Below are 14,532 nucleotides of genomic sequence, written 5' to 3' on the forward strand. Positions count from 1 at the left end.
AAACCCAACCTTAATTTCTAATGAAGAGCACTTTTAAAATTCTTACCTTTTTTCTATTATTTTTCTCTGTTACACAAGCTTTTGCACAAACAAAATGGTTATACGACGGTGCTTTTCGTACCAAGGAAGAACGTCTTTTGGCAATGGGTCTTGCGGGTATTGTCAACCGGGATTCCTCCCAACTTTATCTTCAGAATGTCAACGAGACCTGGAGCTATACCCGAACGGATGAAGAGTGGGCAAAGCTATATGCGGCAGATGGTATTGAGTTTATCACAACAAATGATATTAATGCATTAGTGATTGCATTTAAGGAGCAGCTCAATGGAGTGATTACCTATGACTCCTTGCAGGTTGCCTCTAATTTTGAGGGGCAGCAATTTCTGTGGCAAGGAGAGTTTGCAGGGATGCTTGGAGGATTGACAGACCGGCTTCCAATGACAAAGGAAAGAGCCTTAGCCCTTGATTTTATCCTGACGGATTCTGTAGAAGTAACAGACTATCGTCAGTCCCTCGCTACTATACAATTTCCTGCCCGTTTGGAACTTGAAGCACATGACTGGAACAATACCTCCCTCACGTCCATGGAGCGTTATATTTTGCTTTTGCAAGATGGTGTGAATAGTTTACTGCCACGGAGTAATCCTAAGAAATTCTATATACGAGAGTTAACCGATTATACGGTCAAAGAGCAAATGTTTCAGGTGAATCTTGGAGGAACTTCGTCACTATACTTCGATAGCTTACCAGAAGAGAAGGCAACGATTATTGAGGATATTCTAAGGTATATGAGGCAGGAGAATAAAGGGCAGATCTTTCATATCTATGGATGGATGCGACCAGAACCTTTGATCCAGTGGTTTTCCGCTTATGGAGGGAGTTTTCATGAGACATTATTATCCAATATGTCCTGGCATACTTCTTATAAGGTAGATCAACCGCTTCCTGAACGAAAAGCCAATCAGTTCGACCGCGATTCGCTGTATCTGGAAGAGAAGCATTATGTACTGATGATTGGTTCGGAAGGAGATGCCGGAAACTGGACCTATGGGTTGCAGGCTGGTGCATGGCTGTCACAGGAAAGAGGAAATGTACCTATTGGCTGGGGCTTCAACCTACATTTATTACAGCAAGCACCTTTTATCGCCCACCATTACCTTTCTTCTGCTACGGAGCAAGATGGCTTTTTGGCGGTGACTACACCTCTTGGGTATACTTATCCCGATCTTTTTCCAGAAGAAGTACTGGATAATGCCATTCTCGAAAGCAAAGCCTTGATGGATACCTTTGATATAGCACAGCTCTATGCCTATAAGCACTACAATGGCAAAGGAGTCTCTGACTACCGCAACATTACGATTGACAATAGCTTTAACTTTAATAAACTTGGGGCTTTCAATAAGGCCATAGGTTCAGAGCTTACGTTCCTTTTTGATCCAAAGCTGCCTACCCAAACCACTACGATCAGAGAAGAACACCTACTCTTCAACCATGTGGATGATGGGACTTTCTATGGGGATATGAATAATACCTATACGGTGGCTGATGATATCATCGATAGGGTTGCTAAGAAAACGAAACCTTCGTTTACCCTAGTTGGTTATCAACGTCTCCGAAAAGATAATTACCTAAACAGAACAGCCCCTGAGAATGTGGATATCTCCCTAAAACGCCTTAAGAAAATCATCAACCTAGTAGAAGAAGATGAAGCGTATGGAAAAGAAATTATCTTTGTAACTCCTGAGAAATTTGCCAACCTTCTTCAGCAAAGCAAGGGCATTATTCCTCCCAACTATAAAGAATCTCCTGTTCCCGTCCATGTACAAACTCCTGAAGTTGCCTTTTCTGTTTATCCCAATCCAGCCAAGGAGTATATTATGGTGAAGGGCGAATTTATGGAAAAGAATGCGACCATAGAGGTGATGAATATCTATGGGAAACAACTCTTAAAGCAGGGGCTTCAGGGAAATAAATCGTTGAGAATAAATACGTCGGATTGGCCTAAAGGAACGTACTTGCTGCGTTATCAAAACGGGCAGCGCTATGGGGTTAAGAAAGTGATTGTTGTTTAATTATGTGGCCTATTTATAAAAATCCATACGGAGGTAATATCATTTCCTTTGCGGAGGAGCGGTGCTTTCGGATGCTTTTAAGTAATTAACGTTGAATAAATAATCGTCATAAATTCTTTTCCCAACTCCGCCTAGGACTAATTAAGTTTGAATATTTAAGCGTCATAAATGTTTCCCTCAACTCCGCCTAGGGCTAAAGCCCCAGGCTCTTTTAGAATTGCCACGTTGTGGCGATCTATAACCAACGTATATTATTTGTTAGACAGAAAAACAGTAGTATAGATCACCGCATAGCGGTATTTCAAACAGAGACTGGGGTTTCAACCCTAGGCGGGGATGGAGATAACTATTGTGTCGGTTATTTATTCAACCTTAATCAACCCGTCACTATACGAAACACAACGATTTTTCATTCAATTTATCACCAACCTTATTTTTCCACTTATACCATCCGAGCGTGGACGCTCGGCGAAAGCGCTTTTAGGTCTTAGGCAGGAGCCTAAGACCAGTGCAACTTGTTTATCCAAAATCACCCTCAACGCTTCAAGCAGCACATCATTGAAAATTGATAATAAAAAAAATGAAAATTAATTCTTCCAAAAGACCTTCCGCCTAGTAAAGAATACAGTCAATAGCCCTACGACGATCGTGATGATCGCTCCCTTAAGTATTCCTAACCAAGGATGCCATTCCTGTAGCTGGTGAAGGAATGGAGTAATATGGAGCAAAGAGAAAATAGGAATAATACAGAGCGCAGCCCCTACATAGGCAATCATAGGATTTTGGCCGTTCATCACGACAAACGAGAAGACGGGATGTTGTCCTATTTTCTGATCGAGCATAGATAGAATAATATAGGTGAAAATAGCGAGTCCGCTGCTTACAAAATAGTAACTGATGGTGGCATGATCTTTATGAATCCCCCCTTCGTAAGCCTCAAAGAATAAGCCCAATAATAGCCAGTAGCTTCCCCATTGGAATAGTTGTAAGTATAGAGGCTTATCGTGTTCTTTTGGAGTACGAATGAGCCAGTAAGCAGCGAGTAGGAGTGTTGCCGTTCCTAAAAAGTTTAGGTTGAGCCAACGCATATATAGTCCCACTAGATTCAAGACAATAATACTGAACAGTATAGAACCAAACAGCACCTTTTGAGTAGTGGTCTGCTCTTGAGAAAAGGTAATCCCATTTCCTTTCAGGTTTTTATAGACCATATCCCCTAGAATCGTTCCCGGAATAATGATTAATAGGTATTGGCAGAAATACAGCGTATACAACCAAGTGGCAGGAGAGAATCCCCAGGCAACCTGCTGCCAACTTCCCGGAATGTCTTTGCTTAAGCGGATAGCAATCAGCAGGGCCATAATTCCTAGACGAGCCAGTAGATTATCTTTTGTAAATAACCAGAGAAGACTACCAAATATAGCCATGTTGGCTAGTACAAGGATGATAATGTCAGAACGCTTGACACTAAACGATAGTCCAAAGTAGAAGTGTGCAAAAGCCAGTAAACTAAAGGCGATACCAAAGCCCATAACTCGTATCATAACCTTATAGCGATTGATCGTTTCTTTAAAGGAAGTATAGATCAAAAACAAGGTAATAAAAGCAGTCAGGCTACTAAGCCATCCAATTGCGTCCGGAGTACTTTGCAGTGCCCAAGGCTTCATATGCTGGAGGAAAATAGCAAAAAATACTAAAGAAGCTCCTCGCTTGAGAATGTACAAAAGGATTATCCAGAGAGGCTCTCCCTGCCCTAGCTTCTTGCGTAAAGCCAAGGGAAAGGCAGCTCCCATCGCAAACAGGAAAAAAGGAAATACCAGGTCTACCCATGTAATCCCGGGGATTTCAGGGTGAAACTTGAAGTCAGGAGGCCCTACCTGAGCATGGAACAGCCATCCAGATAAGGAATCCAGGTGAGCAATATGCCCAGAGAAGATCATCGCCAAAATGGCAATACCTCTTAAAGCATCTAATCCCATCGATCGCTTTTTGAATGCGGTATGGGTAGGCGAAGTAGCAATGGTTACAGGTTTTTGTTGCATGTATACGTTAGTTTATCAGTTATAGTTTATCACTTATCGGTTATAGCTTTACTTGGATACGTTTAAAGAAAAAAAAGAAACGATAAGCAATAACCGATAAGCGATAAACATACGTTTATTCCATCAAATCCCAATGTGCAGGCTTATCTTTATACTGACTGTCCCACCACATGGGCTGCATCATCGTGTTTCCTCCAATTCGTTCACTGGCAGCTTCTACGCTTTCCTGATTATAACGAAACTCATCGATGATATACATCCATCGTCTAGGAAGCACGCCTTCTGTGTCTCCAGTGCTGTTGATCTGGAATAATTGAGGATATCCTGTTCTTCTCCACTCTGCCCAGGCTTCAAAACCGTTAGAGTAATTGGCAATCCATTTCTGCGTAATCACTTGCGCGATTTGCTCTTCCGTGCTGCCAGTGCTTTTAAAGGCTGCAGGGCCGTTAAGGTACGCTTCATATCGATTAGTATCATCTTCCGTTAGTTCTGGAATAGCATACATATCCATGGAAGCCCGAACACCTTTTTCGTATTCTACGGAAGCTGTTACGGCATCATTTTGAAAGCGCAAGGCGGCTTCTGCCTTAAGGAAACATACCTCTGGATAAGTAATTAAATAAATCTTGAAGTCATCTTGTCTTAAGTACTCTCCCAGCTCAGAGTAATCATTGAGTTGATCCTGCATTTGCGATAGGGTAGAAGGACTTTGTCCATTACGAACGCCCTTATAACGTTTTTGATCAGCAAGGCTAATTCCCTGTTCACCAAGAAAGCTTTCTACTTGATCCATATACCCATAAGGCTTTTCAAATAAGGATACCCTTGTTTGTGTTGCAGCCTTTGCTTCCGCATGAAACTGCTGTTCCTCAGGAGAAAGAGCATCGCTATTGATTTGCGCTAAGGTAGTATTAAGTCCCTTAAGGTAATCTAACCTTGGAGCAGCATATCGTTCTATACGAGGGTCATTTAAAGTCTCCAGGTAATGAACTGCTGTTTCTGAGACTCTATACCATCTTGGGAACTGATTAGCATTGACTTTTAGAGGATTCATATGCTGGAAGCCAGCGGGTCCGGCAGGGTCAGTAAGCAAACCCACATTATCAAGGTTGCTCTCCATCACACCTCCTGTAGCTGATAAGGCCTTATTGAACTCTTCTTCTGCTTTGGCAGGAGCAACAAGGGAAATGCGCATAGCCATACGCAAGCGAAGAGAATTGGCAAAGCGTTGCCATTTCAATAAGTCGTCATTTAATAGAAGGTCATTCCCCCCCATACGTGCTCCTCCTTCTGCTGAACTCAGCAACTGTACTGCTTCATCTAGTTCCAAAAATAATGCCGTGTAAACAGCTTCTTGCTCGTCGTATCTTGGGGTAAGGATAGGGTTTTCGGCATCGTCCGCTGAGAAGGCTTCCGAGTAAGGAATATCACCAAAAGTATCTGTTAGCCTTAGAAACCATAAGGCACGAAGGATCTTAGCCTGTCCTTCTTGATAGTCCAACTCCTTTTCGTGCGCTTTTTTCATCGCATGATCTGCCAATCCTAGAAACCCCCTATAGGACTGTGCATAAGCTCTCGACCATAACGTCGCGTTCCATGGGTCACTATGGAAATAAGCATCTGTAATATGTCCCGGGTTGGTATTAGTGAAATATTGGGACAAAAAAGAAGCATAATGCTGTGTATAATAATAAGTGGTATAGTCTCCAACACCTTTGACCATCGCACGGCTAAGTAAGTACTTAGGTTCTATATCTGTAGTAGCATTGGGATTGCTATTGAGTTCATCAAAATGATCGGTACAACCATTCAGCCCTAAGACTGATGCTATAGTCAGTAAACCAATACTAATTGTATGTTTTATTGTATTCATAGAAGTAGTTGTTCTTATCTATCCATCTATTAAGTTTGAATATTTATCCGTCACACTACCAAATCGCTTTGTTGAACCGTTGAATCGTTGAATTAAGCTTCGCTCGTTGATTCGAGTTGAACTGTTGATTGATAGTTATATGTCCCCATACAACGAATCAACTCGAATCAACGAGCGAAGCTCAATTCAACTCTCCGAAGGAGAAATTCAACGATTCAACAGAGCTGGTTAGTAGTATGTCGGTTATTTATTCAACTTTATTTTATGGATAGATACTGTTTAATTATTAGTTTCAAGTTTCTTGAATTCGGTTGATAATTCAACTCGAGTCAACCTGACTAGAATGCTAGATTAACGTTAAATCCCATCTGTCGGGCAGTAGGAATGGCGGAGTACTCAATTCCCCTTCCGTTGTAGGAAGCCTGAGGGTCAAATCCTGGCGTATTCTTGTGCAAGAAGAATAAGTTATTGCCTACCAAGGCAATGTCTGCACGCTCAAGGAAAGAGGCTTTTAGCCAGCGTTGTGGAAGGCTATACGTCAATCTAACTTCTCTCACTTTCACAAATGAGGCATCATAAAGAAACTCTTCAGCCACGATACGGTCATCTGCAGCTATACTTCTCCAATAGTCTTCTGGAGAGACGGCACGATTATTTGTTTTGTAAATAGGTGTGCCATTTTCATCCACCCCTTCTTGCTGCACCCCTACGGTGATCCCTCCTGTAGGGAACCACTTGGCAGGGGTCAGACCTGCTTCTTTTCTGGCAGCCTCTGAAGCAGCCCATTCTTCTCTTCCCTCAACAGTCCATTCAGCATTTCCTTCTCTGGATAGAATGACATTGGTTAGAGAGAAAATATCGCCTCCCATTTGGAAATCAAGCAATACGTTCAGGCTGATATTCTTGTAGCGTAGGTAGTTACTCCATCCTCCAGTAAGGTCTGGATTGAAGTTTCCGATCACTTGAGGCTCAGGGTTGACGATAGGCAATCCTTTGCTGTCGACAATAATCTCCCCGGCAAACTCACCTTCTTCTACTCGGGCATATCGGGTACCGACAATATCTCCATAAGGTTGACCTTCGATAGCCTGTACTTTAACAGTACTGGCAGAGGTTAATCCATAAACCGGTACCAGGTCATCCAATCGAACAACTTCCGAGATGTTTCGGGCAACATTGAGTCCCATTGTCCATTCTAAATGCTTCTTTTTCAGGATGTCGGCAGTAAGTTGTACCTCTAGTCCCTTGTTTTCGATCAGTCCGGCATTTGTCATAATAGAGGAGTAGCCGGTTGTTCGGGTGACAGGCATAGAGATAATCTGGTTAACCGTACCTGTTTTATAAAGGGTTGCATCCATACCCAATCGGTTCTCAAACAAACGGATATCCAAGCCCAACTCCAGGGAAGTAGTAATCTCTGGTTTTAGGTCCAGGTTGGGACGGGTCCAAGGCTTGTCTCCATAGCTTTGTCCATGTATGGTTGGACCGATGGAATAGTAATAGTCCATTTGATAAGGACTGGTATCATTACCCACTTGCGCCCATGAAAAACGGGTTTTAGCAAAGGAGAAGATATTGGAAGAGACTTTAAAGATGTCTGTCCAAACGGCCGATAAAGAGGCTGAAGGGTAAAAGTAAGAACGGTTATGGGCAGGTAAGGTAGAAGACCAGTCATTACGAGCAGTAAGGTCCAAGAAGACCATGTTCTCGTATCCAATCTGTGCCATTCCGTAGAGCGATTGTATTTCCTTTTGACTAAACCCTTGTCCTGCCGTTTGTACGTCAGTATTACTGATATTGTATAGGTCATCCAGTAGGAAGCTGATACCATTATGGCTCATGCTTCTACCCATACTTTTCATTAGGTTACCTCCGGCAGAGCCTGATAGGGAGATACTTTTACCGTTGAGCATTAGATCCTTTTGTGCGGTTACCAGAAAGTCGATATTACTTTCTTGCCCCGTGCCCATGGTCTGATAGTATTTGGAGCGAGTAGCTCCTCCTTCAAAGGCAGTCCATTTAGCAACAATACGTTCCTTTTGACTACTGCTGAAATCAGTACCTCCTCGAACCATCAGTTGTAACCAATCTGTCGCCTGATAATGTAGGGATGCCATGGCAATAAGTCGGTTGCGTTGGTCATCGTTCGTGTTATTGTTGATGGTCCAATAAGGGTTTTGGTTACGGCTTGCCTGACTAGGTCCTCCGGCTCCATCCCAAAGAATAGGGTAGCCCAAGGCATCTTCATATGTTTGTAAATCTTCTAGTCGAATGTTTCTTGGCATACGCAAGAAGCCATACATAGGGTTGTCGGGGTGATCTGTCAGTTGTGGACGATTTTGGGCATCCTGTAAAATATAACTGACCTTTGCTTTGGCTGTAAGTTTATCACTTAAGGCTGTATTGACACTTAGTCCCAGGTTGGTCTTCTGAATCTCACTATTGGGAATCATAGACTTTAGGGTATTGTGGGTAAACGAGAAACGTGCCTGTGTCTTGTCATTTCCACCTTCCAAAGAAAGGGAATGAGTATTGTTGCTCCCTGTTCTGAAAAAGTCTTGGACATTATTTTCTTGAACATCGTAGGTAGTTTCCTCTCCTTTCCAGTTGACAAAAGAACGACCATCCATCGCAGAAGCCCCCCAGGAAGAGGTAAAGTCAGCAGGTTCTACCCATTGCGAATTAGCCTCCTGGTAGCGTAACATTCGGCCATATTCGTTTTGGAACGCTGGCATGACCATAGGGCTACTGTACATGCTGTTGAGACTGTAGTGTACACCAATTCCTTTACGGGAACGACCACTTTTGGTGGTGATCAGGATGACACCGTTGGCAGCTCTGGAACCGTATAGGGCTGCTGCATTGGCTCCTTTTAAAACAGAAATGGTCTTGATATCATCTGGGTTGATGTCCGATAATCCACTTCCATAATCAATCCCTCCATTGGCACTGGCCTGACTGCGGCTTCCACCACTCACAGGAATACCATCGACGACCACCAAGGGATCATTGCTTCCCGCAATAGAGTTCATACCTCGGATAACGATTCGTGGTGAACCACCTTCTCCGGTACCTCCTCCTTGAATCTGTACTCCAGCCACTCTACCGGATAGTGAGTTGGCAATATTGGTAGGACGAACTTGAAGTAGGTCATCTCCTTTAACTTCCTGTACAGCATAGCCCAATGCTTTCTTTTCCCTTTCTAGTCCGAAAGCTGTGACAACGACTTCATCCATTTCCCCAACGGCTTCTCGCATGACCACTTTAAGAGTAGTAGCATTTTGAACAGTGATTTCTTGGGAATCATACCCAATATAACTGAACAAGAGTATCTGAGGAAGTTGTGAAATATTGAGTTTAAAACGTCCTTCTACATCACTAACCGTTCCTGATGTTCCTCCTTTGATGCGAATGGTAACACCGGGAAGAGGAGCTCCAGAACTTTCAGTAACGACTCCTTGAATAGAAATACTTTGTTGATAGGTCTTTGTGTATGCCTTTGCCTCAGACAAGGGCTCCCCAGCATTTGTTGTATGGATAATATCGGGAAATAACAGTAAAAGAATAAGACCGACAATTCCTGTAAAAAGGTGTGGTTTCATAAGATAAAAAGGTAAGATAATAGTCTATTTTTTTAATGTGTTGAGTGGTATAGTGTAGCAATATTTTATAGGCAGGTACTTTATTATGGCCTATTATTTTACTTTTTCTTTTAGAAAAAAGAGTGCGAATAATACATAGTGTTTGAGTTTAAGGTAGGGATGTGATAATCATTAAATATTGATTATTATTTAAATAATGGAGATGGAAGTGATTGATTTGTAATCTTTTTGAGGTACAAAATAAAAACTTTTTACTCTAGTGATTAAGTAGTCTGATCTCTTAGAGATAATCAGACTGTTTTTATTCACTATAAACAACTACTTTCATATGAAACACAAGATTGCTACGCTATGGTCTTCTAGCGTTTTTTTGGTAGCCCTACTATTTGGAATGTCTGCTTGTTCGGAGGATCCCGTAACTCCGGAAGAAACCTATCCAGCAGAACTAATAAGTTTTTCTTTTCAGGGACTAGAGTTGGAGGCTGAGGCCATCGATATTCAAGGACAGACCATCTCTGTGTTGGTTCCTTTGGGTACGGACATCACGAACTTGATCCCAATTTTCGAGATATCAGATGTAACGACCATTAAGGACTATGCTGCAGATACGGCTTATGATTTCTCAGCTCCTTTGACGTTTACTTTGGTTGGAACTGATGGAGTCGAGAAAGTTTTTCAAATTTCTGTGATTGTTGATAATCGTCTGGCTTACGGCTTTGGTACGGTGACAGACCTTTGGGGATTGTCTCACTCAGAGCAAGGTTGGACAGATCACAAACCATCAGGGATGGCGATTAGCGGTGACTATGTAGTCTTACTACACCGTGACGAGTCTAAGTACGAGATCTATGACCGTATGGATGGTTCTAAAATTGGCCTGATGAATATAGAAGGAATCGGGACAGGAAGAAAGATTGCTGCAGATGATAAAGGCGTGATCTTATCTTCAAACGTAGTCGGAAAACCAGACGATGAGTTTATTATTTACAAGTGGAATGATGTAAACGCTGCACCAGAAGTTTTCTTGAAGTGGACACACGATATTACAGAGCACTATGGAGCAGAGTCTAAGCCATGGGAAACAGCTTTGGTAGGTCATGCTGATTTTACCGTGAAGGGAGACCTTGCAGGTGATGCAGTAATTTACGCACCAGTTTCTATGACCAACATCATTTTGCGTTGGACGGTGAAAAGTGGTGAATTGGTAAGCGAAACACCAGACAAGATTGCTTATGAGTTCTCCAACGGTAGAACAAACTGGGAAATGACGGTAGGAGTAGAGCCTGTAGGAGCTACTGATCAGGATGATATCCTTGTAAACTCTACCTTTGAAGTTGGATTGGCGGATGCGACAGGTAAAGTGAAGCACGTATTTAGTACTAGTGAAGTATCAGGTGCAAACGAGATGAGCACATTTGAGTTTAACGGTGCTAAGTTTGTTGCATTCTTCCAGTCAGGATGGACTCAGGGAGCCCTTATGAGAGTGGTTGATATTACTAATCCTGAAATGATTGAAGCAACGGTAGAAGAGCGTCAAGAAGCGGGTTATAACTATATGCCTTTCGTTTCTGATTGGGTGCCGCTAAAAGCAGGAGTGAGCAACGTGAATGGTACTGGTGATATTGTGATCACCGTAGATGAGGAAAATGAAGTTGCACAAGCATACCTTCTAGGAACAAATGCGGGTGTTCAAGCATTTGAGCTATCAAGAATTGCCCCTGTTGTAGAAGAGACTGAATAAGTTTATGATAGGATTAAAGCCATCGTTTTGTGATAAACGGTGGCTTTATTTTTTCCCTGTTGATCATAGAGCTAATGGAATAAAAGCACGAATGACAGCACAATACAGATAGTACAGGGTACCCCCATAATATAGGATATCCCCCATAGCACAGAGCATCGCTAATAGTACAGGGTATTACCCATAGATAAGGTATCGCCCATAGCACAGGGCACCGCCCTGTGAAACAATAAACAACCACGACAAACTAATGAAGCACACGATCTTTTTATCCCTCTTTTTTGCACTTCTACTCAGTAGTTGCAACGTCAAAGAATCACAGCCGTCCTCAGCCAGTCATAAAGAAAATATCCCTAAAAAAGAACCCTTAAGAGGTGTATGGGTAACCAATGTGGATAGCAAGGTACTGTACTCCAAAGAAAAAATAGAGGAAGCCGTAGCGCTCTGTGAGGAACTAGGCATCAATACCATTTTTATGGTGACCTGGAATAAGGCCCAAACGATGTATCGTTCCCAAGTGATGAAGGACTTTACGGGTGTAGAAATAGATCCCGAACTAGATCCTGAAAATACAGGAAGGGACCCTTTACAGGAAATGATCGAGGCCGCACACCAAAGAGGAATCAAGGTATATGCCTGGTTCGAGTTTGGTTTCTCGTCTTCCTATAATGCCAATGGAGGAATTCTATTGGAAAAGAAGCCTCATTGGGCCTCCCTGAATAATGAAGGAAAGCTTGTGAAGAAGAATGGCTTTGAATGGATGAACGCGCTGGACCCTGAGGTACAGGACTTCATGACTTCATTGGTTCTGGAGGTGGTCAACAAATACGAGGTAGATGGGATACAAGGTGACGACCGCTTACCGGCGATGCCTTCTCAGGGCGGGTATAACCCTGGAGTGATCGAAGCTTATAAAAAAGAACACTTTGGTCAGGAGCCTCCACAATACTATAAGGATTTTGAATGGGTCAATTGGAGAGCAGAGCGCTTAAATAACTTTATGGCTTCTTTATACCAAAAGGTAAAGAAAGCGGACCCTAATTGTGTGGTTTCCATGGCTCCTTCCGTATACCCTTGGTCCAAAGAGGAGTATTTACAGGATTGGCCTACTTGGTTAAATCACGGATACGTAGATTTATTGATTCCTCAGGTATACCGTTACGATATCGATTTTTATCAACAGACGCTGGAAGCTTGTGCCTCCTACCCAATACAGGCGAAGAAAGATAAGCTATACCCGGGGATGTTGATCAAGGCAGGAAGTAAAATGCCTACGGAAGCCTTTTTTGAGCAGATGCTACAAGCCAATCGTGCCGCAGGCTTTGAAGGAGAAGTTTATTTCTTCTATGAAGGACTACACCGTTATAAGGAAATTATCAAGAAATATTATTCTGAAAAAAATATATGAGACACAACAGCAGTATCCTAATACCTGTTTTTGTGGGATTGATGTCCATGTTCTTTTGGACTTGTGATACCCAAAAAGAGATGCGCTCCTCAGAAGCCAATATCCTTTCCTTTAGCATTGAGCAAGGAGGAGAGGAGGTGACCGGACTGATCAATAGCTCCAGAAATGATATCCGTTTGGAGATTCCTCATGAATGGAATATAGAAGCTTTAGCCCCAACGGTAGAAGTGTCGGCTTATGCTAACGTATCGCCTGCATCTGGAGAAGAAAAGAACTTTACAAAAGAAGTATACTATACGGTTACAGCCGAAAACGGAGATGAAAAACAATATACCGTATATGTTACCCAGCAAGCAGCGCCTCAAGAGATTGCATTGCAAGGGATGGTGTTGCCAGAACTATATCAAGAGGGAAGCATAGAAGGCACAGAAGTTTCCTTTTCCTTACCCTATGGAACAGCTCTGGATGCGGTTAAAATAAAGTTGGACCTGTCCAATGGTGTAGTGGCTACCCCTTCTTCGGGAAGTACTGTTGACTTATCAGCTCCTTTGACATTGGTGTTGGAAAAAGAGGGACAGGTAAAAGAATATACCGTCAAGGCGACTTCCGCAAGTACACAGGAGGTGGGCGTAAGAGGCGTATGGCTAACGAATGTAGCCAGTGATGCCCTGATCTCTCAATCGACGATTGACAATGCCGTAAATCGTATCGCAGACTATGGGTTCAATACCATTTTTGTGGTGACATATAACAAGAGTAATACACTTCATCCTAGTACAGTGATGCAGGAAACCGTTGGCTATCCTACTCCTGCGTCAGTGACTTTCTATAGAGACGACTTTGATCGCTTAGCATACTTGATTGAGAAAGCCCACGCAAGAGACTTGAAAGTTATTGCTTGGTTTGAGTATGGCTTTGCCTCTCACTACGAAGGCCAACCCTCACCTATTTTAAATAAACACCCTGACTGGGCCAGTGAACAGCTCAATACATACTCTCTTAATGGGGTTACTCAGAATATTACCCGAAAGAATAATTTTTATTGGTTAAACGGCTTCCACCCAGAGGTACAACAGTTTATGCATGACCTCATTCTGGAGGTGGTGAATAACTATGAGGTGGATGGTATTCAGGGAGACGATCGCTTACCGGCGATGCCAATCAACGGAGGGTATGATGCGTTTACGAAAAGGCTATACAAAGAAGAAACAGGGAAAGAGGTGCCAACGTCAGATGCCGAAACACATTGGAAACAGTGGAGAGCCGATAAACTATCAGATTTCGGAGAGTGGGTATATAAAGATGTAAAAGAAGCAGACCCCAATTGTCTGGTAACCTGGTCGCCTAGCCCAAGAGGATGGAGCTTGGATAACTACCTACAAGATTGGGAAGAGTGGCTACGACGAGGAATAGTTGACGTAGTATCCCCTCAGCTGTACCGAAAAGAGGAACAAGGACTAGGAGCCTATACTTCCTTACTCAAAGGAGACCTAGATGTTTTGGCCCCTTACAGCAAGCATTATTATCCAGGGATTCTCACCAGAGTAGGCGATTACATTCCATCAGATGAGTACTTGGTGAACCTGGTGCGCTACAACCGAAAGCAAGGAGTGCAAGGCGAAGTATGGTTCTTCTACGAAGCATTATGGAGCAAGCGAAAGGTCTTTCCAGCCATCTATCCGGCTCCAGCCAAGTTTCCTGAAAACCTCTAAGTATTCTGAAAGGGACTGTTCATGCCGCTACACGGTGTATGTTAATTGAGCTTCACTCCATTACATGGCGTCTTGATTCGAG

The 14,532-nt window shown here is 42.8% G+C and carries 7 protein-coding genes; 4 read left to right on the forward strand and 3 right to left on the reverse strand.

Annotation, left to right across the window (positions count from 1 at the left end):
* Positions 1 to 20 precede the first annotated feature (20 nt).
* Positions 21 to 2,072 carry a T9SS type A sorting domain-containing protein gene (locus ABD985_RS04835; protein ID WP_345369665.1) on the forward strand — a complete coding sequence of 684 codons (2,052 nt, stop codon included), beginning with the start codon at positions 21 to 23 and terminating at the stop codon, positions 2,070 to 2,072.
* 587 nt (positions 2,073 to 2,659) lie between these two features.
* Here the strand turns inward: ABD985_RS04835 and ABD985_RS04840 are convergent.
* From ABD985_RS04840 to ABD985_RS04850, 3 genes are all read right to left on the reverse strand, one after another.
* Positions 2,660 to 4,114 (reverse strand): DUF5009 domain-containing protein, encoded by a 1,455-nt coding sequence (locus ABD985_RS04840; RefSeq protein ID WP_345369667.1) that lies wholly within the window; start codon positions 4,112 to 4,114, stop codon positions 2,660 to 2,662.
* Positions 4,115 to 4,229: 115 nt separating this feature from the next.
* Positions 4,230 to 5,987 (reverse strand): SusD/RagB family nutrient-binding outer membrane lipoprotein, encoded by a 1,758-nt coding sequence (locus tag ABD985_RS04845; protein WP_345369668.1) that lies wholly within the window; start codon positions 5,985 to 5,987, stop codon positions 4,230 to 4,232.
* Positions 5,988 to 6,325: 338 nt separating this feature from the next.
* Positions 6,326 to 9,589 carry a SusC/RagA family TonB-linked outer membrane protein gene (locus ABD985_RS04850; RefSeq protein WP_345369669.1) on the reverse strand — a complete coding sequence of 1,088 codons (3,264 nt, stop codon included), beginning with the start codon at positions 9,587 to 9,589 and terminating at the stop codon, positions 6,326 to 6,328.
* Positions 9,590 to 9,917: 328 nt separating this feature from the next.
* Between ABD985_RS04850 and ABD985_RS04855 the strand changes: the two genes are divergently transcribed.
* The 3 genes from ABD985_RS04855 to ABD985_RS04865 all read left to right on the forward strand — a co-directional run bounded on the left by ABD985_RS04855 (position 9,918) and on the right by ABD985_RS04865 (position 14,450).
* Positions 9,918 to 11,330 carry a DUF5018 domain-containing protein gene (locus tag ABD985_RS04855; RefSeq protein WP_345369670.1) on the forward strand — a complete coding sequence of 471 codons (1,413 nt, stop codon included), beginning with the start codon at positions 9,918 to 9,920 and terminating at the stop codon, positions 11,328 to 11,330.
* A gap of 250 nt (positions 11,331 to 11,580) precedes the next feature.
* On the forward strand, positions 11,581 to 12,738 hold the full coding sequence (locus ABD985_RS04860) for a glycoside hydrolase family 10-like protein (protein ID WP_345369671.1): 1,158 nt from the start codon (positions 11,581 to 11,583) through the stop codon (positions 12,736 to 12,738).
* Entirely contained in the window at positions 12,735 to 14,450 is a 1,716-nt protein-coding gene (locus ABD985_RS04865; protein ID WP_345369672.1) for a glycoside hydrolase family 10-like protein, read from the forward strand. Before ABD985_RS04860 ends, ABD985_RS04865 begins: the two co-directional genes overlap by 4 nt.
* Positions 14,451 to 14,532: the final 82 nt, after the last annotated feature.

The organism is Algivirga pacifica (genome assembly GCF_039543525.1).
GTDB lineage: Bacteria > Bacteroidota > Bacteroidia > Cytophagales > Flammeovirgaceae > Algivirga > Algivirga pacifica.